At 56.6% G+C, this 24,473-nt stretch carries 32 protein-coding genes; 6 read left to right on the forward strand and 26 right to left on the reverse strand.

Annotation, left to right across the window (positions count from 1 at the left end):
* Nucleotides 1-70: 70 nt before the first annotated feature.
* Both QP400_RS01350 and QP400_RS01355 read right to left on the reverse strand, forming a co-directional pair.
* Entirely contained in the window at nucleotides 71-748 is a 678-nt protein-coding gene (locus QP400_RS01350) for a glycerophosphodiester phosphodiesterase family protein (RefSeq protein WP_004805762.1), read from the reverse strand.
* The gene (locus QP400_RS01355; RefSeq protein WP_004805760.1) at nucleotides 745-2,112 is read right to left on the reverse strand and encodes a DUF4032 domain-containing protein; all 1,368 of its coding nucleotides are present in this window, start codon (nucleotides 2,110-2,112) and stop codon (nucleotides 745-747) included. Before QP400_RS01355 ends, QP400_RS01350 begins: the two co-directional genes overlap by 4 nt.
* A gap of 90 nt (nucleotides 2,113-2,202) precedes the next feature.
* Between QP400_RS01355 and QP400_RS01360 the strand changes: the two genes are divergently transcribed.
* Nucleotides 2,203-3,414 (forward strand): hypothetical protein, encoded by a 1,212-nt coding sequence (locus QP400_RS01360; protein WP_004805758.1) that lies wholly within the window; start codon nucleotides 2,203-2,205, stop codon nucleotides 3,412-3,414.
* Here QP400_RS01360 and truA read toward each other — a convergent pair.
* The 10 genes from truA to QP400_RS01410 form a co-directional block, all read right to left on the reverse strand.
* Nucleotides 3,411-4,250 carry a tRNA pseudouridine(38-40) synthase TruA gene (truA, locus tag QP400_RS01365; RefSeq protein WP_285462443.1) on the reverse strand — a complete coding sequence of 280 codons (840 nt, stop codon included), beginning with the start codon at nucleotides 4,248-4,250 and terminating at the stop codon, nucleotides 3,411-3,413. The two genes, QP400_RS01360 and truA, sit on opposite strands and share 4 nt — an antisense overlap.
* The gene (locus tag QP400_RS01370; RefSeq protein ID WP_004805753.1) at nucleotides 4,243-5,013 is read right to left on the reverse strand and encodes an ROK family protein; all 771 of its coding nucleotides are present in this window, start codon (nucleotides 5,011-5,013) and stop codon (nucleotides 4,243-4,245) included. Before QP400_RS01370 ends, truA begins: the two co-directional genes overlap by 8 nt.
* 95 nt (nucleotides 5,014-5,108) lie before the next feature.
* On the reverse strand, nucleotides 5,109-5,681 hold the full coding sequence (gene rplQ, locus QP400_RS01375; RefSeq protein ID WP_004805751.1) for a 50S ribosomal protein L17: 573 nt from the start codon (nucleotides 5,679-5,681) through the stop codon (nucleotides 5,109-5,111).
* A gap of 55 nt (nucleotides 5,682-5,736) precedes the next feature.
* On the reverse strand, nucleotides 5,737-6,732 hold the full coding sequence (locus QP400_RS01380) for a DNA-directed RNA polymerase subunit alpha (RefSeq protein WP_004805749.1): 996 nt from the start codon (nucleotides 6,730-6,732) through the stop codon (nucleotides 5,737-5,739).
* A gap of 153 nt (nucleotides 6,733-6,885) precedes the next feature.
* Nucleotides 6,886-7,278, reverse strand: a complete 393-nt coding sequence (rpsK, locus tag QP400_RS01385; RefSeq protein ID WP_004805747.1) for a 30S ribosomal protein S11 — start codon at nucleotides 7,276-7,278, stop codon at nucleotides 6,886-6,888.
* A gap of 40 nt (nucleotides 7,279-7,318) precedes the next feature.
* Complete coding sequence (gene rpsM, locus QP400_RS01390; RefSeq protein WP_004805745.1) at nucleotides 7,319-7,696, reverse strand: 30S ribosomal protein S13; 378 nt, start codon at nucleotides 7,694-7,696, stop codon at nucleotides 7,319-7,321.
* A gap of 133 nt (nucleotides 7,697-7,829) precedes the next feature.
* Nucleotides 7,830-7,943, reverse strand: a complete 114-nt coding sequence (gene rpmJ, locus QP400_RS01395; protein ID WP_004805743.1) for a 50S ribosomal protein L36 — start codon at nucleotides 7,941-7,943, stop codon at nucleotides 7,830-7,832.
* A gap of 33 nt (nucleotides 7,944-7,976) precedes the next feature.
* A complete protein-coding gene (gene infA / locus QP400_RS01400; RefSeq protein ID WP_004805742.1) occupies nucleotides 7,977-8,198 on the reverse strand; it encodes a translation initiation factor IF-1 in 222 nt (73 codons plus the stop codon).
* Between the two features lie 208 nt (nucleotides 8,199-8,406).
* Nucleotides 8,407-8,646, reverse strand: coding sequence for a hypothetical protein (locus QP400_RS01405; RefSeq protein WP_141740535.1), 240 nt, complete (start codon nucleotides 8,644-8,646; stop codon nucleotides 8,407-8,409).
* Nucleotides 8,647-8,728: 82 nt separating this feature from the next.
* Nucleotides 8,729-8,947 carry a hypothetical protein gene (locus QP400_RS01410; protein ID WP_004805739.1) on the reverse strand — a complete coding sequence of 73 codons (219 nt, stop codon included), beginning with the start codon at nucleotides 8,945-8,947 and terminating at the stop codon, nucleotides 8,729-8,731.
* Between the two features lie 175 nt (nucleotides 8,948-9,122).
* Here QP400_RS01410 and QP400_RS01415 point away from each other — a divergent pair, with 175 nt between their 5' ends.
* Nucleotides 9,123-9,998: a patatin-like phospholipase family protein gene (locus QP400_RS01415; RefSeq protein ID WP_101485604.1), complete on the forward strand. Its 876-nt coding sequence runs from the start codon at nucleotides 9,123-9,125 to the stop codon at nucleotides 9,996-9,998.
* Nucleotides 9,999-10,070: 72 nt separating this feature from the next.
* Here QP400_RS01415 and map read toward each other — a convergent pair whose 3' ends face one another.
* From map to rplN, 13 genes are all read right to left on the reverse strand, one after another.
* Nucleotides 10,071-10,925: a type I methionyl aminopeptidase gene (gene map, locus QP400_RS01420; RefSeq protein WP_004805733.1), complete on the reverse strand. Its 855-nt coding sequence runs from the start codon at nucleotides 10,923-10,925 to the stop codon at nucleotides 10,071-10,073.
* On the reverse strand, nucleotides 10,922-11,497 hold the full coding sequence (locus QP400_RS01425; protein ID WP_004805732.1) for an adenylate kinase: 576 nt from the start codon (nucleotides 11,495-11,497) through the stop codon (nucleotides 10,922-10,924). Before QP400_RS01425 ends, map begins: the two co-directional genes overlap by 4 nt.
* Entirely contained in the window at nucleotides 11,494-12,792 is a 1,299-nt protein-coding gene (gene secY / locus QP400_RS01430) for a preprotein translocase subunit SecY (RefSeq protein ID WP_004805729.1), read from the reverse strand. The genes QP400_RS01425 and secY overlap by 4 nt, the downstream gene beginning before the upstream one ends.
* Before the next feature lie 128 nt (nucleotides 12,793-12,920).
* On the reverse strand, nucleotides 12,921-13,391 hold the full coding sequence (gene rplO / locus QP400_RS01435; protein ID WP_285462445.1) for a 50S ribosomal protein L15: 471 nt from the start codon (nucleotides 13,389-13,391) through the stop codon (nucleotides 12,921-12,923).
* Nucleotides 13,392-13,393: 2 nt separating this feature from the next.
* Entirely contained in the window at nucleotides 13,394-13,576 is a 183-nt protein-coding gene (gene rpmD / locus QP400_RS01440; RefSeq protein WP_004805725.1) for a 50S ribosomal protein L30, read from the reverse strand.
* Complete coding sequence (gene rpsE / locus QP400_RS01445; protein ID WP_428837434.1) at nucleotides 13,576-14,283, reverse strand: 30S ribosomal protein S5; 708 nt, start codon at nucleotides 14,281-14,283, stop codon at nucleotides 13,576-13,578. The genes rpmD and rpsE overlap by 1 nt, the downstream gene beginning before the upstream one ends.
* A 17-nt stretch (nucleotides 14,284-14,300) precedes the next feature.
* Nucleotides 14,301-14,672 (reverse strand): 50S ribosomal protein L18, encoded by a 372-nt coding sequence (rplR, locus tag QP400_RS01450; RefSeq protein WP_004805721.1) that lies wholly within the window; start codon nucleotides 14,670-14,672, stop codon nucleotides 14,301-14,303.
* Nucleotides 14,672-15,208: a 50S ribosomal protein L6 gene (rplF, locus tag QP400_RS01455; RefSeq protein WP_004805719.1), complete on the reverse strand. Its 537-nt coding sequence runs from the start codon at nucleotides 15,206-15,208 to the stop codon at nucleotides 14,672-14,674. The genes rplR and rplF overlap by 1 nt, the downstream gene beginning before the upstream one ends.
* Before the next feature lie 18 nt (nucleotides 15,209-15,226).
* Nucleotides 15,227-15,625, reverse strand: a complete 399-nt coding sequence (gene rpsH, locus QP400_RS01460) for a 30S ribosomal protein S8 (protein WP_004805718.1) — start codon at nucleotides 15,623-15,625, stop codon at nucleotides 15,227-15,229.
* Nucleotides 15,626-15,700: 75 nt separating this feature from the next.
* The gene (locus tag QP400_RS01465; RefSeq protein WP_004805716.1) at nucleotides 15,701-15,886 is read right to left on the reverse strand and encodes a type Z 30S ribosomal protein S14; all 186 of its coding nucleotides are present in this window, start codon (nucleotides 15,884-15,886) and stop codon (nucleotides 15,701-15,703) included.
* Nucleotides 15,887-15,889: 3 nt separating this feature from the next.
* Entirely contained in the window at nucleotides 15,890-16,447 is a 558-nt protein-coding gene (gene rplE / locus QP400_RS01470) for a 50S ribosomal protein L5 (protein ID WP_004805713.1), read from the reverse strand.
* 2 nt (nucleotides 16,448-16,449) lie between these two features.
* On the reverse strand, nucleotides 16,450-16,875 hold the full coding sequence (gene rplX, locus QP400_RS01475) for a 50S ribosomal protein L24 (protein ID WP_004805712.1): 426 nt from the start codon (nucleotides 16,873-16,875) through the stop codon (nucleotides 16,450-16,452).
* Complete coding sequence (rplN, locus tag QP400_RS01480; RefSeq protein ID WP_004805710.1) at nucleotides 16,876-17,247, reverse strand: 50S ribosomal protein L14; 372 nt, start codon at nucleotides 17,245-17,247, stop codon at nucleotides 16,876-16,878.
* Between the two features lie 369 nt (nucleotides 17,248-17,616).
* Here rplN and QP400_RS01485 point away from each other — a divergent pair, with 369 nt between their 5' ends.
* The 4 genes from QP400_RS01485 (at nucleotide 17,617) to QP400_RS01500 (ending at nucleotide 24,190) form a co-directional block, all read left to right on the forward strand.
* Entirely contained in the window at nucleotides 17,617-18,435 is an 819-nt protein-coding gene (locus QP400_RS01485; RefSeq protein WP_285462447.1) for an HAD family hydrolase, read from the forward strand.
* Between the two features lie 137 nt (nucleotides 18,436-18,572).
* Nucleotides 18,573-19,991, forward strand: a complete 1,419-nt coding sequence (gene aspA / locus QP400_RS01490; protein ID WP_004805706.1) for an aspartate ammonia-lyase — start codon at nucleotides 18,573-18,575, stop codon at nucleotides 19,989-19,991.
* A gap of 27 nt (nucleotides 19,992-20,018) precedes the next feature.
* Entirely contained in the window at nucleotides 20,019-21,386 is a 1,368-nt protein-coding gene (locus QP400_RS01495; protein ID WP_004805703.1) for a C4-dicarboxylate transporter DctA, read from the forward strand.
* Between the two features lie 275 nt (nucleotides 21,387-21,661).
* On the forward strand, nucleotides 21,662-24,190 hold the full coding sequence (locus tag QP400_RS01500) for an esterase-like activity of phytase family protein (RefSeq protein WP_004805702.1): 2,529 nt from the start codon (nucleotides 21,662-21,664) through the stop codon (nucleotides 24,188-24,190).
* Here the strand turns inward: QP400_RS01500 and QP400_RS01505 are convergent.
* Complete coding sequence (locus QP400_RS01505) at nucleotides 24,174-24,389, reverse strand: DUF6767 domain-containing protein (RefSeq protein ID WP_101485603.1); 216 nt, start codon at nucleotides 24,387-24,389, stop codon at nucleotides 24,174-24,176. The genes QP400_RS01500 and QP400_RS01505 overlap by 17 nt on opposite strands.
* Between the last annotated feature and the right edge of the window lie 84 nt (nucleotides 24,390-24,473).

Below are 24,473 nucleotides of genomic sequence, written 5' to 3' on the forward strand. Positions count from 1 at the left end.
AGATGCGCGGATTTTAGTTCCTAAACGATATTTAAAAACTCTGCCTTATCCTATTTAGTAGATGCTTTTTCTACTCGCTTACTATTCCCTTTGCGCCAAGTTTTTCCGCTTTTTGTGTGTCATCCCCGACCAGGTACAGCTCTAATCCCATTGCCTCGATTTCATGGGCGTCTTCTTCCCGTAGCACCTCCGCGGGCAAGATCACGGCAGATAGGGCGCCTCCACTCTGTAGCACTCCCCCGCACTCGGCCACGCCCTCTTTCCAATCAGGACCGGCCCAAAGAGCGAGCGGAATGGAAAGATGCGCCCGATCAATTTCGGCAATTAGCGAGGGCGAATAGCTCGACAGTACAAGCCGACCTGCCTTCAATTCTTCAACTGCGGCGGCAATGGCAGGGACAATCTTGTCCCCATCGGGATGCACCAAGGCAAGCCCGTTCCCAGAGCACCTGTTCATAAAAGCGATAATGTCGGCCAGTTCGGGGATGCGTTCGAAACGGAAAGTAGGCGCAAACCAGGCCCCCGCGTCCGCCCTGCGCACGTCTGCGTAGGATCCGCTACTGAGTGGTCCGGAAATATTGGTAGTGCGGTCGAAGGTGTTATCAGCCATGGCAACCAGGGTGCCGTCTGCAAGCATGCGCAGATCAAAGCTGAATCCTTCCCCTCTAGTTACCGCTGCATCAAAGGCTGCAATCGTATTCTCGGGAGCCAGAGCGCTCCTTCCCCGCATTGCGAACTTTCGCATCATTCCTCTTCCTCTTCTGGGGGCGGCCCAAATAGGCGGTAGGTGGGCACGAACTCCTCTTCGTAATCGTCCTCGTCACTAGCGAGGGCGTGGATGTCTGTCACGTCGCGTCTGTCCGCATCCGGTTCATCTAGAGTTTCGCTGCCATCTACCACAAAGCCCATGACCGCCTTTTCGTCCGGGCGATTAGCTAGCACCTCGGAAATGTAGGAATCCACGACCTCGTCCATGGGAACGTCATGGCCTACGCGTTCGGACATGAACCACCGGTGCTCCAGCACCTCGTGGAATATTTCCGCCGGTTCCAGCTTCGACCTGTATTCGGGCGGGATAGCGTTGATGACAGGGTTGAACACCTTGTCTATCCATACGTGGGCTACCAGTTCTGGAGGCTGATCCTCCATGTCATTCATCGCCCGGAACGTCTTCATGTCGTTCAAGATCCGTTGACCTTGCCGCTCCCCTACGTCCATCCCGGTAAGACGCATAACTTGGCGGTGATAGTGGCCTGCGTCCACCACCTTTGGTTGGATCGTCAGCTTCTGCCCGTCCACGCTTCGAGTCATGGACAGTTCCCCAACGTCAAAGCCAAGGTCATTCAAACGCGAAATGCGCCCTTCCACGCGCCAGCGTTCCTCCCGGTCGAAAGATTCCTCGGCAGTTAGCTCCGTCCACAGCGATTCGTATCGGTCTACCAGCCGTTCACCGATCTGCACCACATCCAAGGATTCATCGAAATACGCGCCGGCCTGTAAATCCATGAACTCGCCGATGATGTTAGTGCGCGCCAGATCTAGGTCATAGGATCGTTGCCCGGCCGTCAAAGATCCATGCAAGGCACCTGTCTCGGCGTCCACTAGGTAGGCCGCAAAGGCACCTGCGTCGCGTCTAAACAGCGTGTTGGAAAGTGACACGTCCCCCCAGTAGAAACCTGCCAGATGCAGGCGAACCAGCAGCACCGCCAACGAATCGATCAGTCTCCAGGTGGTGTCAGGGCGGACGGTCTGGCTAAACAGGGCGCGGTAAGGCAACGAGTACTGCAGATGCTCAGTGACTAGCGCCGAGGTGAGCGGCTTGCCGCGCATGGTTTCACGACCCGTTACCACTGCTGTCGGAGCCACCGCGGGCTGCCCCATCCGGTGCAGATCCCGCAACAGCCCATATTCGCGATAGGCAATGTCCTTGTTTATTTCTTTTACGGCGATAATGCGCCCGGACAGATTGACGAATCGGACCACGTGTCTGGAAATGCCTCTGGGCAACGCCGCCAGAATTTCAGAGGGCCATTCTGCCAGGGGAATCTCCCATGGCAAATCAAGAAGGGCGGGGTCTACCGCCGCCGCGGTGATCTCGATACTTTCTGCCATAAAAACTATTGTTCCACCCCACCTGTGAATCCGCTAACCCCCGCGCTGATGGAAAACCGCTAAACTGTATGCAAAACCATAAGGAGTGCCATGACTGTTAATTGGATTCCCGAAGAGGGCGCACTGGTTGCCGCTTCACTAAATCCGCAAAACGTTGCCAAATCGCTAGCCGATATGGGTGTTGTTGCCGAACTAGACTGGTACCCCAACACGGCGCACCTGCTAGGCCTTACCGTCCTCATTGATGAAAATGAAAAGGTCGCCGTCGTGGGCGAGCAGCAGACCTCGCTGCAGGCGGGAATGGACCTAGCCGAGGTCACGGAAAAGCTGGCAGAGCAATTCCACGCCGAGGTGTGGATCGGAAACACCAGCGCCGACAAGGTTCCCGAAGGCACCTCTTTCCCGGATCCAGAAAAATCCAAGCAAGGTGAAGTACGGGTAGTCGAAATAACGAAGATGCCCGCCGCCTCGGTACCCTTCATTGCCGCCGCCGAGGGCCTCGACGTGGGCAGCGTCGAGCTTGGTGAAGGTATGCGCGCCGTTATTTACGCGGGTACAGAAGAGGACGTGGTCTCGGGCGTAATGGTCTCCGAGCTACCCGCCATCGCGCTGTATGCTTCCAACGACGACCACCGGCTAGCAGGAGTAGAGGCCCCTACAGAGCAGCGGGACCACATTCCGTCAGAATCCCTGCTCCTCCATTCGTGGCAAATGAATACCACCCTTGTTGTAGGCAGCTGGAACGACCAGGCCCCCGCCGGTCTCCTAGCCGCTGTCCGGGCACACTTCGGAGAAGACCAGATGGCCGCCCGCCTAGCAGAGATAAACCCGCTAGCAGATCGTGACGACGTGGATCGGGCGCTGGCCACCTCAGGGACCGAGGGATTCAAGAAGATGGTCGCTGCGCTAGGCCTGCCAGACTTTTTGGGCGACTACCTAGATGGGGACGTCCAGGTTGCCGACCTTCCCGACGTGGCCGTCTTCGAAGCCTCTTCCTGGGGCTCCGCCCTAGGGAGCTCAGTAGACATCATGCTAGATAAGCCCGAGGAATCCGGTTCTAAACTGTGGAGCGCCTACCACACTGCAGCCCTAGACAAGCCCTGGATTGTTAGAGCATGGGCCGGGATAGAGGCAACGGCAGGTACCGCACTACTAGTTACTGCCTTCCGTTCAAAAGGTCGCAAATCCGGTTGGCTAAAAGCCGGAGCTGGGATTGGTACAGCACTAGTGTTGGACTCCCTTGCCCAGCTAGGCCTGTCGGGGTATCTGAAGCAACGCAAAAAGCGCCACGAAGGTCGCTAGTCTAGCGATCGCACCCGCCTAGTCCTTAGGCTCTGAACTGCCCATTCGCCCTCGTCCGGGTACCCTACTTCTTCCAAAGTAAGGCCCGCGGCGGGGGCGAGTTGCGGTTCAGAACCCCGACATTTTTCAGCCAGTCGCGCTGCGGGCCAATCTGGTCCGTGCTTGCCAGTGCCAACAGCCACCAGAGCCCCCACGATAGACCGCACCATCGAGTGACAGAAGGCATCAGCAACTAGCTCAATCTCTACGATCCGACCCACCTGGCTGATGTAGATATTTCGAAGCGTCCGGATGGTTGTAGCCCCTTCACGCGGCTTACAAAAAGACAGAAAATCATGTTCGCCCAGTAGCCCAGCAGCTGCCTGGCCCATAGCCGCAAGATCCAACGCTGCCCCAAGCCGCCACAGATCCGTCCTAGTTGGGATCCAAGATGACACCGTAGGGGCAATCCGGTAAATGTAGCGGCGATAAGTGGCCGAAAAACGCGCGTCAAAGTCATCGCTAACCGCACTGACCCCCTTAATAACCGTCTGTGCTGGTTTTCCATCCGGTGACTTAGAAGTCAGAATCTTATTCATCCGGTTAGCCAGGCGCTCTATTCCGGTTCGACCCAGCCTCTCAAAAGCCTCGGCGGGGACATCTACATGAGCCACCTGCCCTAACGCGTGCACGCCCTTATCTGTTCGGCCTGCCACGGTCAGCTGGCACGGGATGCGAAAGATCATCGCAAGCACGTCTTCGACCTCGCCCTGTACCGTGCGAAGCCCAGGCTGCTTAGCCCATCCGGAATAATCGCTTCCGTCATAGGCAATATCCAAGCGCAGTCGTCTACTCATCTTGGAACTCCCACGCGCGTACTCCACCGAAGACCCCGGCATCGTTCGGAACAATGACCACTTCGGAGCCAATTAGCCCCCTCTGCCTGTCGGTAATGTGAGCACCGTTGCCGCCGCCTATATACAGCCGGTCCCACATAATCGCGGCCCGCAGCGATTCTACCGCCCTGCGTACCCGTCTGGACCAATGCACCTCCCCCAGGCGTAGCCGCTCGTGCTCGCCAAGGTAATCATCATAAGTAAGGCCCCATTTGACCGGCAGTTGCGAGAATTCTATGTGGGGCGCAAGTGTTCCGCCATCAAATATGGCGCTGCCCAGGCCAGTGCCCAGCGTCAAAATGACTTCGTGTCCCTTGCCGGTGATAGCCCCATAGCCGGCCACTTCCGCATCGTTTAGTACCAGAGCGGGCATATCTAACGCATCGCGCAGTGCCCGTGCCATATCGAAGAAGTGCCACTGCTCCACCAGCTCGGGTAGTACGCGCGTGCGCGGTCCGGATTTGCAGACGTAATGCGGGGTGGCCACCACTACCCCGTGCCGGATCATCCCGGGCATACCCATGGTGATCCGGTCCGCCTTAGGCAATGCCGCCGCCAGATCAGCCACCGTCTTGGTCATCAACTCCGGCGGCAAGGGATAAGGGGTTGGGGTGCGCACAGGCGTAGCTAAAGCCGTTCCCCGGCTGTCCAGAGCAGTAGCCTTGATCCCACCCCCACCGCAATCGATAGTGAGCGTAACCGGCCCAGAATTTCGCAAACTCATACGCCTACCCTATAACGGCCAGGTCGGCACGCCGCTCCAAAAACGTTTAGGGCCGGCACCTTTCGGTACCGGCCCTAATACGGGAAATCTAAAGGCTACTTCTCGTCAGCCTCAGCAGCGGTGGAGCCAGCTTCGGCCTCGGCCTTAGCTTCCTCAACCTTTTCCTCGGTAGTGGCTTCTTCGGCCTTTGCCTCAGTTGCCTCTTCCTTGGCTGCTTCTTCTTCCTTGGCTGCGTTTTCAGCAGTCTTGGTGGCGTCCTTTACGACGGCCTTCTTCTGCACCTTTTCGGTGATGATAGAAATCTGGGCCATCGGAGTGTTGTCGCCGCGACGAGCCGGCAGCTTCACGATGCGGGTGTAGCCGCCCTCGCGCTCCGGATCAATTTCCTTGGCGATTACGTCGAACAGCTCGTAGGTGTAATCCACATAGCTGGCGCTGCGCTTTGCAGTCTGGCTGCGCAGCTTCGAGTACACCTGGCGACGGGCGTGATCGGTGCCCTGCTTAGCCTTGGTGATCAGCTTTTCGATAACCGGCTGAACACGCTTGGCCTTGGCCTCGGTGGTGACGATGGAACGGTTGACAATGAGCTCGCGGCACAGGTTGGTGATGATGATGCGCTCGTGAGCGGGGCTGCCTCCCAGGCGGGGGCCCTTAGTGGGCTTAGGCATCTTAGTACTCCTAGGTAATAAATTTTTAGATCAAAGCTTGTCGGCTAGGCCGAATCTACTCGTCACTGAACTGGATGGATCCTGCGTTTTCTCCGTCAAAACCGCCGGCAGGCATAGGCGAGTCCTTCAGGACCATGCCCAGTTCAGCCAGCTTCGCCTTGATTTCCTCGATAGACTTCGCACCGAAGTTACGGATGTCAAGCAGGTCGGCTTCACTGCGAGCAACCAGTTCGCCAACAGTGTGAATGCCTTCCCTCTTCAGGGCATTGTAGGAACGGGACTGCAGGTCCAGATCCTCGATGGTCATTGCCAGATCGGCAGCCAGTTCGGCGTCGGTCTGGGTAGGACCAATCTCAATGCCTTCGGCCTCAATGTTGAGGTCACGGGCAAGCCCGAATAGTTCGACCAGGGTCTTACCAGCAGAAGCCAGAGCATCGCGCGGGCTAATAGCCGGCTTGGTCTCGACATCTACGATCAGGCGGTCGAAGTCGGTACGCTGCTCAACACGAGTAGCCTCAACCTTGTAGGTGACCTTCAGGACGGGGCTGTAGATCGAATCCACCGGAATGCGAGAAATTTCTGCATCCGGGTCCTTGTTCTGATCGGCAGAAACGTAGCCGCGGCCACGCTCGACGGTCAGCTCGACCTCTAGCTTGCCCTTCTCGTTCAGGGTGGCGATGTGAAGGTCCGGGTTGTGGATCTGCACACCGGCAGGAGGCGTAATATCACCGGCGGTAACAACGCCCTCGCCAGCCTTGCGAAGGTACATCACTACGGGCTCGTCATTTTCAGACGAAAGCACGATCTGCTTGATGTTCAGGATGATTTCGGCAACATCTTCCTTAACGCCAGCAATCGTTGAGAACTCGTGCGGCACTCCATCGATGCGGATGGATGTAACCGCCGCACCAGGAATGGACGAAAGTAGGGTACGACGCAGGGAGTTGCCCAGCGTGTAACCGAAACCAGGCTCTAGCGGTTCAAGGGTGAACCTCGAACGCTGTTCGCTTACTACCTCTTCGGTCAAATTCGGTCGCTGTGCAATAAGCACTATCTGTCCTTTCTTTCCGACGCCCGCTATATGACGTCAGCCAGGATTCCGTCCGACCCCGGGGGGCCGGCTTTTCTTTTGTTGTGAAACGAGTGCGGGATTATTCCCTGTTTCAGCGTTAGGCCAATGTTCCGAAGAACCAGGCCGGACGGATTAGACGCGGCGACGCTTCGGGGGACGGCAGCCGTTGTGTGCCTGCGGGGTGACGTCCTGAATGGAGCCAACCTCTAGGCCAGTTGCCTGAAGCGAGCGGATCGCGGTTTCGCGGCCAGAGCCCGGGCCCTTGACGAAAACATCAACTTTCTTCATGCCGGAATCCTGTGCGCGGCGAGCAGCGGCCTCGGCGGCCATCTGAGCTGCGAACGGGGTGGACTTACGGGAGCCCTTGAATCCAACCTGACCGGAAGATGCCCAAGAAATGACGGCGCCGGTCGGATCGGTAATTGAAACGATGGTGTTGTTGAACGTCGACTTGATGTACGCGTGTCCGTGAGTGACGTTCTTGCGCGCGCTGCGGCGCGACTTGAAGCTGCGGTTTGCGGCCATTTTTCCTTCTTCTGAGGTCGTCGGTCAGCGACTAGCGCTGCTACTTAGTTGCTTTCTTCTTGCCAGCGACGGTGCGCTTCGGGCCCTTGCGGGTACGAGCGTTCGTCTTGGTGCGCTGGCCATGGACAGGAAGTCCGAAGCGGTGGCGCAGACCCTGGTAAGAACCAATTTCAATCTTGCGGCGAATGTCGGCCTGCACCTCGCGGCGCAGATCGCCCTCAACCTTGTAGTTACCCTCAATGAAGGAACGAAGCTTTACGAGGTCGTCCTCGGTGGCGTCCTTCACGCGCAGGTCCGGGCTAACGCCAGTCTCTTTTAGAGCCTTCTGCGATAGCGTGCGGCCAACGCCGTAAATGTAAGTTAGTGCGACTTCCATCCGCTTTTCGCGGGGGAGGTCGACTCCGGCAATACGTGCCATCTGGTTTTCTCCATCTTGATCGGAGGTCGTCGCTTCGCTTTCCGCACCAGTTTTGCGGCCCTGGCCTCCGTCACCAGGGGTCGATCCTTTGATCGTTTAGCGAGCGCTTTCGGCCTAGGAGGCCGACGCCAAGTTAGCCTTGACGCTGCTTATGCCTTGGGTTGTCGCAAATAACCATGACAATGCCATGGCGACGAATCACCTTGCACTTGTCACAGATTTTCTTGACACTGGGCTTGACCTTCATGGTTTCACCTCTGCGGCTAAGCCGCGGTCTAGATTATTTGTAGCGGTAAACGATACGGCCACGGGAAAGGTCGTAAGGGGACATTTCTACTACAACCGTGTCCTCGGGGAGGATGCGGATGTAGTGCTGACGCATCTTGCCGGAAATGTGAGCCAACACGATGTGGTCATTTTCTAGCTTGACGCGGAACATTGCGTTAGGAAGAGCCTCGACGACTGTTCCCTTTACTTCAATGACGCCTTCTTTTTTCGCCATAACCTTCCGTCTACCTTGTCTGTAAATTACTGGGCGCCCACAGATCTTGTGGACAAGATCCGGGCATAGCTGTATGCACGGACACCCGACTATCAAGAATAGGCGACATTGCCCAGCAGGTAAAGGGAGTTAGGCTGTTTGATACCTCACGTGAGGTTGGACACTAATTTCGCTAGCCCCTTGTGGCTCTCCGAAAAGAATCTTAGCCCTAATTTTCGTCCTCGAAAAGAGGCGTGTCACCTGCCTGCATGTGTCTCGTTTCGCCGCCCTCGGCAGAGTCATCTTTGTGAATCAGGTGGATCAGGAATAGTTCAGCACCACATACCACCAACATAGCAATGGCCACAGTCCAGAACCACGACGGGGTCGAGTCCTGCAAGAGGGCGTAAACCAGTGCTCCTGCGCACGCTGCAATACCCACTTTTAGGATTACTGACAGAGTTTCCAAGGCGACCTCCCCTATTCCCATGCCAGGCTACTAGCAGCCTTTCGCGCGTGCAACGCTCACCTCGCGCCTACGGAGGTCTGCTTTATCTGTCAGCTGCTTCCCCTGTTTGGGTGTCGCCGTCATCCTGACTGTTCTTCTTCCGCAGCATCTCGGCACCCTTCACCATAGCTAAGGCAAGAATTACAAGGGGGATTGTTGCGTTTTGGAGCTTGTAAGGAAGGGTGCCAAAGAGTTCCCATAACGAAATCACGAATGCGATAACTGCTATTACAATCCCCGCGTAGAAAAGAAACTTTGCCACTGTTGCTCCTATCCAATTGGATCTTACATGCACTCTTGCTCGCCCTCACGCGCAGGGTACCCGGCCTACACTTTCTTTCCCACCCGGCCTAAACAGACTTGCAATCCTGCTGTAGCTTTGAGCGTGCTGTGCAGCTTTGTAGCCAGTTTCCTACACTGGGATCGGAAGGATTGATATGCCAACACTGGAAAACACAGCCCTAATTTTCGAGGGCGGCGCGATGCGCGCATCCGGTACCGCGCCTTTTGTAGTGACGTTACTTGAGAACGAAATCTTCTTCCCACACGTCTCTGGGATTTCGGCCGGAGCCTCGAACGCTGTCAACTATTTGTCCAGGGACGCTGACCGAGCAAAGCGTTCCTTCGTAGATTTCATTGCCGATCCCAACATTGGTTCCATTGGTTCCTTCCTGCGCGGGGATGGATACTTCAATGCCAAGTACATTTATGAGGAGGCGGGGCTACAGGATGCACCGCTCCCCTTCGACTTCGAAGCGTTTTGGAATAATCCTGCACAGTTGCGGATCAGCTCGTTTAGGGTTCGGGACGGCAAACCCGTCTACTGGAGCCGCGCTGATATCCGGGATGAGGCCGATCTGATGCGAAAGGTGCGAGCCGCCTCCACCATGCCGGGACTCATGAACTACGTGCAGATCGACGGCGAGCTCTACGCCGACGGTGCTCTAGGCCCGTCCGGAGGCATTCCGTTAGAGGCAGCCGAGATGGACGGGTACAGGAACTTCGTTGTGGTCCTTACCCGGCCCCGAGATTATGTGAAGAAAACACCTAAGAATCCCGCCCTCTATAAACGGGCTTTTAGGAAATACCCGCACTTAGTCAAGGCCCTACTGCAACGCCACAAAAAATATCAGGCAACCCGGCGCCGGCTGCTGCAGCTCGAACGGCAAGGCAGAGCATACGTCTACTACCCCTGGCACATGCAGGTTACGGGGTTGGAGCGGTCAGTACAAAAACTCCAGGCCAACTACGACGCCGGCTACTTCCAGTGCCAGCAAACCCTCCCCTACCTGAAAGCATGGCTGGGCCTGTAACCCACCAGGCCCCAACATCTAGGCATAGAGAATCCCCGGAAGGATACCTTCCGGGGATTCCTTATTGGTTTCTTACAGCTCTATGGGTTCGATCCCGTACTTTGCCAGACCGGCTTTACCAAAGTCCGGCGCGGATAGTACCGAGATGCCGTCTTCCAAGATGGCCACTGAGTGCTCCCAGTGGGCAGCATGTGAATGGTCGTGAGTCTTGACAGTCCACTCGTCATCCAATGTGAACACTTGGGCAGAGCCACGAGTCAGAATCGGTTCCACGCAAACAACCATTCCAGGAACAACCTTCGGCTGGCGTCCTCGCACCGAATAGTTCAGCACATCCGGTGCCTGGTGCATTTGCGTCCCAATACCGTGCCCGATGAACTCTTCGACAATGTCGGCCTCCCAGCCGTACTTGTCAGCGGCATCCGCTACCACCTGTTCAACTGCGTCGCCTACGCAGGCGATAGTCAGTCCCCGCTTCTTCGACGCCAGCGAAGCAATCCCGGCCCACATTGCCTCTTCAGTAATACGGGACAGAGTCAGGTCATCGCCGCGAGCCTTGTCGTCTCCGCCCACAATCATGGTGAAGCAGGAATCGCCGTGCCACTGCTTGCCATCCGCCTCGACGTAGGCGCCGCAATCAAAGGAGACCATGTCGCCCTCTTGCAACACATAGTCGTCAGGGATGCCATGAACAACCGTGTCATTTACAGACATGCAGGCAGTCGCCGGGTACCCGTAGTAACCCAGGAAATTCGGTTTCGCTCCGGCCTTCTCTATGACGAGGGCGCTGACCGTGTCTAGTTCTTCGGTGGTGACGCCGGGCTTAGCTGCCTCCCGAAGAGCCTTGTGAATATCGGCAACGACCAGGTCCGCACGTCGCATGTGCCGAACCTGGTCGATGCTCTTTAGTTCAATACCGCGCCTCATGCAGCGTCAACGGCCGCCTTCACGCGCTCCCACACCTCGTCGACGGTGCCCATGCCGTCGATTACCGTGAGTTTGCCAGCGGTCTGGTAGAACGCCGTGATCGGGGCGGTTTCCCGCTTGTACACTTCGAGCCGGTTGCGTACCGTCTCGTCAGAATCGTCGGCTCGTCCCTCAATCTGGGCACGCTTCTTGATGCGCTCAACGACCTCGTCGAAGTTGACCTTCAGCTCGAGGACGCCGTCGATCTCGACTCCTAGGTCATGCAGAATGTAGCCCAGGTTGTGCACCTGATCCAGGTTGCGCGGGTAGCCATCCAGCAAGAAGCCGCCATCGCGGACTGCTTCCTTCAGCGAGGTGGCCACAATGTCGTTCACGACCTCGTCAGGAACTAGATTGCCGGCAACCATGTATTCCTTGGCCTTGTTGCCGAGCTCGGTCCCGTTATCGATCTGCGAACGCAGCATAGCGCCCGTGGACATGTGCGGGATCCCTAGATATTCGGCAATCTTTTTTGCCTGCGTGCCTTTCCCGGCGCCCGGAGCGCCCAGGATGACGACTCGTTTCATTGTCATGATGCCAAGAATCCTTCGTAGTGGTGTTTCTGTAGTTGCGAGTTGATTTGCTGAACGGTCTGCAGGCCGACGCCCACAACAATCAGCAAGGTGGTACCGCCGAACGGCATCTGTGTAATGCCGAGGGCGATCATTACGATGGTGGGCACCATCGCCACAATCAGTAGATAGAATGCGCCGCCGGTGGTAATGCGGTTGATGACGTAGCGCAAATAGTCGGCAGTTGGGTGCCCGGCGCGCACGCCGGGGATGAACCCGCCGTACTTCTTCATGTTGTCGGCGATCTCTTCAGGGTTGAAGGTGATCGCGGTGTAGAAGAAGGCGAAGAACAGTACCAGGATGCCGTAGCAGATCAGGTAGAACGGGGTCTGCTGCGAGAAGTTGCGCTGGATCCACTGCACCCAATGCTGCTTCGGATCGCCAAACTGAGCAATCATTGTGGGCATCGCCAGGATCGAGGCGGCGAAGATGACGGGAATAACGCCCGACATGTTGATCTTCATTGGAATGTAGGTGGTGGAGCCGCCGAAGAGTCGACGCCCAACCATCCGCTTTGCATATTGCACTGGGACGCGACGTTGCGCCTGTTCCACAAACACGATCGCGAGCGTGACAACCAGGATGAGGGCGATCACGACAAGCACCTTTGCAACGCCACCGTTGGCCTTAGCGATGGACCACAGGTGAGCCGGCAGGTTCGCGGTAATAGAAGTAAAGATTAGCAGCGACATACCGTTGCCGATGCCGTGCTCGGTGATCAATTCGCCGAGCCACATGATCAGACCAGTACCAGCGGTCATGGTGATGATCATAAGAATGTAGTTGATAACCGAATCATTCGGGATGATCGGGTCTGCCGCGGAGCAATTAGGCAGTAGCCTTCCCGACCGAGCTAGAGAGATGATTGTCGTAGACTGCAGCACGCCGAGGGCGATGGTCAGGTAACGGGTGTACTGCGTCATCTTCGCCTGGCCGGCCTGGCCTTCCTTGTGCAGATCCTCGAAACGCGGGATAACCACGCGCAGCAACTGCGTAATAATCGAGGCAGTAATGTACGGCATGATGCCCAGAGCAAATACCGACAGCTGCAGCATTGCGCCACCGCTGAACAGGTTTACCAAGTCCAATAGACCGGACTGGGAGTTGTTGGCTAGACACTTCTGGACGTTCGAAAATGACACGCCCGGAGTAGGTATGAATGAACCAGCCCTAAACAGCAGCATGATGAAAGCCGTGAATAGTAGCTTCTTACGCAGATCCGGGGTTCGGAACGCCTGTGCAAATGCAGCTAACAAACTTTTCTCCAATGATATTCATGGGGATACCACGAGTTTTCAAAACCGGGTTCTATGGTATCGCCTTTTTCTGAAACGAAAAACGGGCGATCCGGCCTAGGGCCGAACCGCCCGTCCTTCACGGCTTATTACCGAGCTGTTAGAGAACCGCCAGCAGCTTCAATCTTCTGCTTTGCGGACTCAGACCACTTGTCGACCACGAGGTCGAACTTAGCAGCAGCTTCGCCAGAACCAAGCACCTTGACGGGCTTGTTCTTGCGAACCAGCGACTTAGCAACTAGGTCAGCAACCTCGATCTTGCCTCCCTCGGGGAATGCCTCCGAGAGTGCGTCAAGGTTCACAACCTGGTACTCGACGCGGAACGGGTTCCTGAACCCGCGCAGCTTCGGCAGACGCATGTGGGCCGGCATCTGGCCGCCCTCAAATCCTGCCGGCACGTTCTTACGTGCGCCGGTACCCTTGGTGCCACGACCCGAAGTTTTACCCTTCGAACCCTCACCACGACCCACGCGGATCTTGGCCTTCTTGGCACCCGGAGCTGGCTTCAGGTGGTGTAGCTTTACGGGCTTGTCGCCCAGCTTCTTAGCAGTGTTCGCCATTGTCAGTCGACCTCCTCGACGGTCACCATGTGGCTCACGACGTTGATCTGCCCGCGTACAGACGGACGATCTTCGTGGGTCACAACCTGGTGCATCTTACGCAGGCCAAGAGCAGCCAAAGTAGCGCGCTGCTTCGGAGTTGCTCCAGCCTTGGAACGAACCTGGGTAACTTTCAGTTTCGACATTACGCACTCACCCCTGCGGCAGCCTTATCGGCTTCCTTCTTTTCAGCAGCTGCACGCTTTTCGGCATCTGCTTCGGCGCGTGCACGCAGCATGGCTGCGGGAGCAACGCGTTCCAAAGACAGGCCACGGCGGGCTGCTACTGCCTCGGGCTGGTGCAGCTGCTTCAGAGCTGCGACCGTTGCGCGAACGATGTTGAGTGCGTTCGACGAGCCGAGAGACTTGGTTAGGACGTCGTGAATGCCAGCGCATTCGAGGACGGCGCGGACAGGACCACCCGCGATTACACCAGTACCAGAGGAGGCGGGGCGGAGCAGAACGATGCCTGCTGCATCTTCGCCCTGAACCACGTGGGTGATGGTGCGGCCAACCATGGGAACGCGGAAGAAGTTCTTCTTTGCTTCTTCAACGCCCTTGGAGATGGCCTGGGGTACTTCCTTAGCCTTGCCGTAGCCAACGCCGACGGTGCCTTCGCCATCGCCAACCACTACTAGAGCGGTGAAGCTGAAGCGACGGCCACCCTTCACGACCTTGGAAACACGGTTGATAGTGATAACGCGCTCGACGAACTCGTTGCGGTCGTTGTTGCGACCACCGCGACGGTTGTCCTTGCGCTCATTGTTGCGGCCGCGGCGTTCGCGACGATCCGTATCCTGCGATTCCGCGGAACCCTGACCGCCCTGCCGGCGGCTATTCTGAGGAGCCATCAGCTTTTCCTTTCTTTCGGTCAGAGGCTCAGGCCAGCTTCGCGTGCGCCTTCGGCGACAGCGGCGATGCGGCCATGGTACTTGTTGCCACCGCGGTCGAAGACCACGGCTTCAATTCCGGCAGCCTTCGCGCGCTCGGCCACAGCCTGGCCAACCTTGCGAGCTGCTTCGGTCTTGGAATCGCCCTCGGAGCGCAGTTCCGCTTCCAAAGTGGATGCTGCGGCCAAGGTACGACCGTTCTGGTCATCAATAACCTGCGCAACCATGTGACGGTTCGAGCGGAATACTGCCAGACGCGGACGCTCGGTGGTGCCGAATACGCGCTTACGAACGCGCAGATGACGGCGCTTACGAGCGGCTACCTTACCTTTGCCTTTTACAGAGTAAGACATTACTTACCTGCCTTTCCGGCCTTGCGGCGTACGTGTTCACCCGCATAGCGGATGCCCTTGCCCTTGTAGGGTTCAGGCGCGCGCAGCTTACGAATGTTAGCTGCAACTTCGCCGACGAGCTCCTTGCTGATACCAGAGACGGTGAACTTATTCGCCGCCTCCACAGTGAACTCAATGCCCTCACGCGGTTCGATTACGACCGGGTGGGACAGGCCGAGGGCGAACTCTAGGTTCTTGCCCTTGGCAACGACACGGTAACCGGTACCAACAATCTCGAGCTGCTTCTTGTAACCGTTGGTTACGCCCTCGATCATGTTGGCAACCAAGGTGCGGTACAGGCCGTGTAGCGAGCGGGCGGTACGAGAATCGTCCGGACGCTCCAACTTGATCGATCCGTCTTCGACCTTCACGGAAATGGGTTCGCGCACATCCAATGCGAGCTCGCCCTTGGGGCCCTTCACCTTTACGTTCTGGCCCGACACGGTGACGTCTACACCTGCGGGGATGGAAATGGGAAGCTTACCAATACGTGACATGTTACTTTCCCCCTTTCCTTACCAGACGTAGGCGAGGACTTCCCCACCTACACCCTTGTCGTTAGCTTCACGGTCAGTCATCAAGCCGGAGGACGTGGACAGGATTGCCACACCCAGGCCGCCCAGAACCTCGGGGAGGTTGTTGGACTTTGCGTATACACGCAGGCCCGGCTTGGAAACGCGGCGCAGACCTTCAATGGAGCGCTCACGCTTCGGACCGTACTTCAGGTTAAGAGTCAGGGTCTTACCAACCCTGGCGTCGGCAACTTCACTGCCGGCGATGTAGCCTTCGCGCTCTAGGATGCCCGCAATAGCGAACTTCAGCTTCGAGTAAGGCATGGACACCGACTGGTGGTGCGCCGAGTTAGCGTTACGCAGACGCGTTAGCATATCTGCGATTGGGTCTGTCATAGTCATATTTTTGGGCTTCAGCCCTTCCTCTTCGCGGTTTCCTCTCCGCCAGTTAGGCGGGGGACCTGCGAAGTAGTCGTTTTACCAGCTGCTCTTGGTTACGCCAGGGAGCTGACCCGCGTGGGCCATCTCGCGTAGGCAGATGCGGCACAGGCCGAACTTGCGGTACACGGAGCGGGGACGCCCGCAACGGTTGCACCGGGTGTAGGCGCGAACAGCAAACTTCTGCTTGCCGGCAGCCTTGTTCTTTAGTGCGGTCTTCGCCATTTGTCAGTCCTCCTTGAACGGGAAGCCGAGCTGACGCAGCAGCTCGCGGCCGTGCTCGTCGGTCTTCGCCGTAGTGACGACGGTGATATCCATGCCGCGAACGCGGTCAATGTTATCCGGATCAATTTCGTGGAACATGGACTGTTCGGTCAGACCGAAGGTGTAGTTACCGTTGCCATCGAACTGCTTGGCCGAGAGTCCGCGGAAGTCGCGGATACGGGGCAGAGCAGTGGAGAGCAGCCTGTCCAGGAATTCCCACATGCGGTCGCCACGAAGGGTGACATGTGCGCCAATGGCCTGGCCTTCACGCAGCTTGAACTGTGCGATGGACTTCTTGGCCTTGGTCACGGCCGGCTTCTGGCCCGTGATGGCCGCCAGGTCGCGAATTGCGCCGTCCATGAGCTTAGAGTCATGTGCAGCTTCACCAACACCCATGTTCACAACGATCTTGGTCAGACCGGGAATCTGCATTGGGTTGGCTACGTTGAACTTCTTTTCGAGGGCGGGAATGATTTCCTCGCGGTAGCGCGCTTTCAGGCGCGGGGTCTGAGTTTCAGTCATTCTCAGATATCCTTTCCGGTCGCCTTGTTGTAACGAACACGCACAGTGCGAGTGCGGCCATCGCGCTCGACCTCTTCTTCACGGAAGCCAACCTTGGCAGGCTTCTTGGTGGAAGGATCGACCAGGACCAGCTTGGAAAGATCGACGGGCGCTTCGCGCTTCTCGATTCCTCCGGTTACCTGCCCCTGGGCGTTCTGACCCTGACGGACGTGGTGAGTGCGAACGTTTACGCCCTCGACCAGTGCACGGTTTTCTTTAGGGAATACTTTGAGCACGCGTCCCTGCTTGCCCTTGTCGCCCGGTGCTAGCGGCTCGAGCCCTTCGGCTTCGCGACGCTTGTTGCGGGCTACTAGGCGAGCATCCTTAGGATCGGACGCGCGGCCTGCAATGACCTGTACTAGGTCACCTTTCTTGATCTTGGCTCCCATTTACAACACCTCCGGTGCCAGCGAGATGATGCGCATGAACTTCTTGTCGCGAAGTTCACGGCCAATCGGGCCAAAAATACGCGTCCCGCGGGGTTCTCCGTCCGTGTTCTTCAAGATCACGGCAGCATTTTCATCAAATCGAATGTAGGAACCATCGGGGCGGCGGCGTTCCTTCTTCGTGCGAACGACTACGGCCTTTACGACCTCGCCCTTCTTCACGTTGCCGCCGGGGATGGCGTCTTTGACGGTAGCGACGATCATGTCGCCGATACCGGCGTAGCGCCGACCCGAGCCACCGAGTACACGGATGCAAAGAAGCTCCTTTGCACCAGTGTTGTCGGCGACCTTCAGTCGCGACTCCTGCTGAATCATTGAGTAATCTCCTGTCGTCGTGCCGGTTCTCTTTGGGTAAAGCCCGTGAGCCTAGCCGAACGTATCTGTACCATTGCGTACTCCGGCGCCTGAGAGGTGAGTCGCAGACTCGGGCACAACATGTGCCAGGTCTCTGCAAAACCCACGTCGTAGGCTGCTCCCGAGTGGCTGAACTATTGGCAGTCCGGCACTCCCACTAGGTAGACTAGTAGACACGCAACTCAACAAGCCTACCTATTTAGGCTTACAAATGAAACCAGTCTCCCTTGATTCACCCCTGTGCCTTTGCTCACCAAGCACCCAGGCTGGAAAGCTCTTTTTCCCTTCTGCTACGTAGACCGGTGCGGGAGCGTATGAGACGATACAGGCATGCAGAAACTCGTGTTCCTTGATGTAGATAGCACCCTAATCAATTCTTCCCAGCAGGCTCCACGATCTGCCGTGGAAGCCTGTCAGAGAGCAGCGCAAAATGGCCACAAGCTATTCATGTGCACCGGCCGCTCTTACCCGGAGGTGTACCCATGGCTGTGGGACCTTGGCATTTCTGGGCTTGTGGGAGCAAACGGCACCTACGTTACCTGCGAGGACGAGGTAATCTTCGACGAGCGCATTTCAGACGAGGACATTATCGAGATCTCGAATTTCATCAATTCGGTTGGCGGATATTGGATTTGGCAGGGGCCGGATCGAATCATGCCCTCTAAGGAATTCCTTGACTCCTACTCCGGCGCGGGCGCCGATCGGATCGCAGGGGACTGGACACCGTACCTACACCAGGTCGCTCCGTACCTAAAGACCGGTACTCCTACCAGCTGCGGGAAGTGTACGTTCACTCTGCCACCGACGGCGAGCGCCTCCCTAGAGGACGTCATTGAACACTTCGGCGACCGCTTCACCATCGTTGCTGGCTCTGTTACAGCAGAAGGCACCGAGGGCGGCGAGTTGGTACCGGCAAACATCTCCAAAGCCAGCGGAGTGCGGCAGGTGGTTATGCATTTAGACATTCCCCTAGAGCAAACGATCGGCATTGGCGACAGTGCGAACGATGGCCCGATGATGAAAACAGTAGGAACATCCATCGCTATGGGAAATGCTATCGACGAAATAAAAGAAATCTCCAAATGGACCACCACCTCAGTAGATGAGGATGGGATTAAGAATGCATTTGAGTATTTAAAACTCATCTAACTATTAAAAACAATTAATATTTTAGTTTTGGGACTCAAGGCACCGCCGATGCTTGGCAGGTAGTTTACACTTGGGCCAGACCGTAATTGAGCGGCAATCGCCCCATAAGCGATAACTACGAACTAGTAGAGGTAAATATGTCTCGCGTCGAAGAGGACCTGATTGGCACAAAAGAAATTGCAGATCAGAACTTTTACGGAGTCCACACAGCCAGGGCAATCGAGAACTTCCAAATCTCTGGGAAAAAGATCCAAGATGTCCCGGAGTTTGTGCGCGCAATGGTGCAAGTAAAGAAGGCTTGCGCGCTGGCAAACATGGCCTGCCACGCACTGCCCACCAAAATTGGTGAGGCCATCGTCAAGGCCTGTGACCTGATCCTAGACGAAGGTCGCTGCATGGATCAGTTCCCCATTGACGTGTTCCAAGGGGGCGCCGGGACATCGGTAAACATGAATACAAACGAGGTCATTGCCAATCTGGCCCTAGAAACCCTAGGGCTTGAGAAGGGGCGTTACGACGTTGTACACCCCAACGACCACGTGAACAAATCGCAATCAACAAATGACGCCTACCCAACCGGTTTCCGCATGGCCGTTTACGCCCTCAAGCAAAAGCTAACTGAAGAATTGGAAGCCCTCATTGGCGCCTTCGGGAAAAAGGGCACCGAGTTCGAAGATGTGCTGAAGATGGGTCGCACCCAGTTGCAGGATGCCGTCCCCATGACATTGGGCCAAGAGTTTCACGGTTATGAGCACAACCTAACCGAAGATCTAAAGACCATCGAATTTTGCACACAGCTGCTACTGCAGGTGAACCTCGGCGCTACCGCAATCGGTACCGGCGTAAACACTCCTCCGGGATACGCCAAGGCCGCAGCTGCCAAGCTTGGCGAGGTGACGGGATACGACGTGGTATCCTCGCCCGACCTAATCGAGGCCACCTACGACAACGGCGCCTACGTGATGGTGCACGCCGCCCTCAATAGGCTTGCCATGAAACTGTCGAAGATCTGCAACGATCTTCGCCTCCTGGCCTCGGGGCCTCGCGCCGGTCTAAAAGAGATCAACCTTCCTGAACTGCAGGCTGGTTCTTCGATTATGCCGGCAAAAGTAAATCCCGTTATTCCCGAGGTCGTAAACCAAGCTTGCTTCAAAGTCTTCGGCAACAACACCACGGTTATGTTCGCCGCAGAAGCAGGACAATTGGAACTAAATGTCATGGAACCAGCCTTGGCAGCCTCCGTGTTCGAATCACTACAGTTACTTACCAACGCCTGCAGGACGCTGCGTGAACGCTGCATCGAAGGTATCACCGCAAATCGCGAACGCTGCTACGACTACGTTATGAACTCCATCGGCATAGTCACCTATTTTAACGATGTAATTGGGCACGCTGCTGGCGACCAGATCGGTAAGGAGTGCGCTGCTACTGGCAAGTCGGTGAAGGAAGTAATCCTAGAAAAGGGGTTGCTACCAGAAGATAAGATCGACGAAATCTTATCCCCGGAAAACCTTATGCATCCGCACTACTCTGGCGAGCTGTACGACGCCAACTAAACCCATCTAAGAATTTCGGAGTTACGAATGAAATCAGAGCAAAAAGGCTCCTCCTCTGGGCAGGCTGTAACCGCAGCCGCAAAAAAGAAGGAGCCCTCTAACAGCAAAATGAAATGGCTGTTTGTTGCCGTGATCGTCGGGGTTGTCGCCGGTATAGTGGTCGGCTCCATCTTCGGCGAACGAGTCGCAGGCCTTGCCTTCCTTGGGTCAGCCTTCGTCGGGCTGATCAAGATGATGGTTCCCGCCATCATCTTCTGCACGATCGTGCAGGGCGTAGGTTCGGTCAAGGCCGCCGCAACAGTAGGCAAAATCGGCGGCATAGCGCTGGCCTACTTCATCACGATGACCACCTTCGCATTGGGGATCGGTCTGGCAGTAGGCAACTTTGTGAAGGCTGGCTCCGGACTGAATTTGCAGAACCTGCACTACGAAGTCCAGAAGAAAGCTGACGGCCCGGGCGGCGTTGTCGGTTTCATCCAGGGGCTGATCCCCGAGTCCGTCTTCTCGCCCCTAACCTCGCACAACGTGCTCCAGGTGCTAATCGTGGCGCTGTTGGTGGGCTTCGCTCTCCTTGGCATGGGCAAGGCCGGCGAACCCGTGTTGACCCTGGTCGAGTCCGTGCAGAAGATCGTCTTCAAGATCATGGGCTGGATCCTTTGGCTGGCCCCGATCGGCGCATTTGGCGCAATGGCAGGCGTCATGGCTACCACCGGTTGGAAGGCAGTTTTGGCCCTTGCGAAACTGATCCTTACCTACTACGCCACCTGCGCAATCTTCATCTTCCTGGTCCTGGGCGTAATGCTGAAGATCTTCACCGGCCTGTCTATTGGCAAGCTCTTCAAGTACCTGGCAAACGAAATCATCATCGTGCTAGCAACCTCCTCCTCTGAAACCGGCTTGCCTCACCTGATGCAGAAGCTAGAGCACATGGGGGTCGACAAGGCTACCGTCGGCCTGGTAATTCCTACGGGTTACTCGTTCAATCTGGACGGCTCGTCGATGTACGTAACCATGTGCGCGATCTTCATCTCCGATGCGATGAACAAGCCCATGGGCCTCGGAGAACAGATCGGACTACTGGTCTTCTTGATCATTGCGTCCAAGGGCATCGCGGGCGTCACGGGCGCTGGGCTAGCCACCCTGGCCGCTGGTCTGGAAACATACCGGCCCGAGCTCGTGGACGGCGTCTCGCTCATCGTTGGCATTGACCGTCTGATGGACGAGGCCCGTACCCTGACCAACTACATCGGCAACGCTGTAGCAACCCTGATCGTGGCCACCTGGACGCACACCATTGACAAGCAACGGGTGGCAGAGACGCTTGATGGCAAGCACCCGTTTGTCTATGACGTCGAAACCGATGAATCCAAGCAGCAAGAACAGATAACTGCCTAGTAACCTGCAATAAATCTGGGGGCGGATAATTCCGCCCCCAGATTTTTATATTCATTCTTCCTTACCTAAATTTTGTAATCTTTTTGATATCTGCATCACACTCATGGTGGAACATATTGTCTATCTTTTCTTTCACCAGGCACTTAATATATTTCTAAGAAGAATTGCTGAGCAGTCATTTACAAATACGTGCGCAAGTTCACCATTCCTTTACCTAAGCAAGAGAGCTAGTTCACCCTTTCGCGGTTTTATTAAGCCGTCTAGAAAGGATTCTTATGCACACTCTGCGTCGCACTTTAGCGGGAACCGCCGTGCTCAGCATGCTTGCCGGCCTCCCACTTTCCGCCCTCGGCTCCCCCACCGAGGCAGACCAAGCACCATTCGGCCGGGTAAGCACCTATCCGGTGTATCTAAACGTTCCTGCCGGCACCGACCGAAATGCCCAGACCAACGCCGAAATCTCGACTGTTTCGCAAGACGGCAACACCCTGATCTATACGGATGCTGCGGGAAAGCGGATTGGTTTCCTGGATATTTCTGATCCTTCCGCTCCAAGAGGACTCGGCTCATTTGATCTTGCTAAGGAGGGCGATGCGGACGATCAACCCACCTCGGTAGCTGCCTGTGGCGACTACCTGCTAGTAGTCGTAGATCAGACTGGTAAGAATTACGATTCCCCTTCTGGGCGCGTAGACGTAGTAAGAATCGCCGACCGGGAAAAAGTCGCATCTATCGACCTGAAGGGACAGCCCGATTCCATCGCCATCTCGCCAGACGGGAAGTATGCCGCGATCGCAATCGAGAATCAGCGCGACGAGGACAGGGGCGACGGAGGCCTGCCTCAGCTACCAGCCGGCTTCGTGCAGACGATCGAGCTGAATTCCAATCCGAGTTCATGGAAGGCTACGCCCGTCTATTTCGTGGACAAGAAGGGAAATCCCGACCCCAAAATCGCCGCTGCGGGCTGGGATAGCCCTACCGACCCTGAACCCGAATATGTCAGCATCAATGAGGCCAACCAGCTGGCAGTCACTGTCCAGGAAAATAATGGAGTGGCGATCATCGATCTACCTTCTAAGTCGATCACCTCCGCGTTCTCGACCGGCAAGGTCGACCTCAAAGGTATCGACGTAAAGAATGACGGTTTGATCAATCCGACGGGATCTTTGCAGGGGGTGCCCCGCGAGCCCGATGCTATCGCGTGGGTCGGCAACAACTACGTGGCCACTGCCAATGAGGGTGATTGGAAGGGCGGCTCCCGGGGGTGGAGCATTTTCGACACCTCCGGAAAGGTGGTCTACGATTCTGGCAACGAAATTGAAAATCTGGCCATCAAGTACGGGTTGCACAACGAGAAGCGCGCGGAAAAGAAGGGACCGGAGCCGGAAGGGTTAGCGGTCGCTACCTTTGCCGGTGTTCCCTATGCCTTCGTTGCTACAGAACGGTCTAACTTCGTTGCCGTTTACGACGTTTCAGATCCCGCCACGCCAGTTTTCAAACAGCTACTGTTTACAACAAACGGCCCAGAAGGGATTCTGCCCATCCCAGCCAAGGGCATATTGGCTGTCTCTTCTGAAACCGATGAGGCCGACGCTGGCGTACGCGCGAGCGTGAACCTTTACAAGCAGGGTGCTCACTCCCCCATGCACCTGACGTCGGCTGAAAAAGACGGTGCGCCCATCGGTTGGACGGCCATGAGCGGCCTCAGCCCCGACCCGACTGACCCAACCCACCTCTATGCTGTTTCGGACGATGCCCTTGCAGAGTCCTATATCTACCGCATCGGCAACATTGCGGAAAATTCTCCGGTCATTGATGAGCGCATCACGGTAACCGATTCTGGGTTGCCTGCTTCACTTGACTTGGAGGGCGTAGCTGCTCGCACCGAGGGCGGTTTCTGGCTCGCCCATGAGGGCAAGAGCGGGGCACAAAACGCCCTCTACAGGACCGACGCTAACGGGGCTATCCAAGAACGGGTGTCACTGCCTACGTCAGTTACTGAGCACATCGGCAAGTGGGGCTTGGAAGGCGTAGCCGCAACGGGAACCGGCAAAGACGAGGTGCTGTATGTGGCCGTACAGCGCCCTCTTTGGAAAGATCCCAAGGCTAAACCGCTTGCCGCCTTGGAAGGTAATAGTGCTCGCATCGGACGCTACCAGGTGGCCGCAAAGAGCTGGACCTGGTACTCCTACCCGCTAACTGCCACTTCTACCGAGGGCGATTGGATGGGCCTTTCCGACATCACCGTGCTGGGACCAGATACCTTGGCCGTAATCGAACGCGATAAGTTGAATGGCCCGGCCGCCCGCATCAAGAAAGCTCAGGCCATTCGCCTCCCGAACAAGGGCGGAAAGGAACAACCGATCCCCGTTCAAAAGCTCGGCAGCGGGCAGGATCTACGGGAGGTGGCTATGGGCTACGCCGGGTGGATGCAGGAAAAGTTTGAAGGTTTGGCAATGACCTCTACCTGCGATGTCTACGCAATCACCGACAACGACGGATTAAAGGATGCCACCGGGGAAACATATTTCCTTACCGGCATGACAAATGCGACCCTGCTTGGCAAGCAAGCCGCTGAGGTCCCCTGTCCTACCCCGGTGGGCAGCACATCTAAGGGAAGGCCCACAACTTCTGCCAAGCCAAAGGGCGAGCCTGCCACTCCTGTTACTAGCCGCCCTAGCCCAGCAAAAAAACATAAGCAGGGGCAAAGCCTGCAAAACACCGGTACCTACGTGGGCGGATTACTCTTGGTAGCCGCCGGTCTAGTAGCGGCGGGCTACCTGGTGATTAGGAGACGGGCGTAATCTTCTGAGCTTTACGCTGAGCGTTGTATTCGCGGCGACGCTCAGCTAGCAGCTCTCGTAGCTCGGGATCCTGCATTACCAGCTTCACTGTCTGGCAGTCCTCGGGCCCCGTAACGAATGCCTGACAAAGCGTACAGGGCTCCCCCGGACGCAGGGGGCAGCGGGGCGCTACCACACGTCTTTTTCCATTCGTTGCCATATGTCGATGGTATTACCCCACCCACCTAAGTCCCAAACAAAGGTCGGCAAACTCGCCTTTTCAGCCCGCGCACCAATTAAATAG

It is taken from the genome of Winkia sp. UMB3158 (assembly GCF_030217145.1).
Taxonomy (GTDB): Bacteria; Actinomycetota; Actinomycetes; order Actinomycetales; family Actinomycetaceae; genus Winkia; species Winkia anitrata.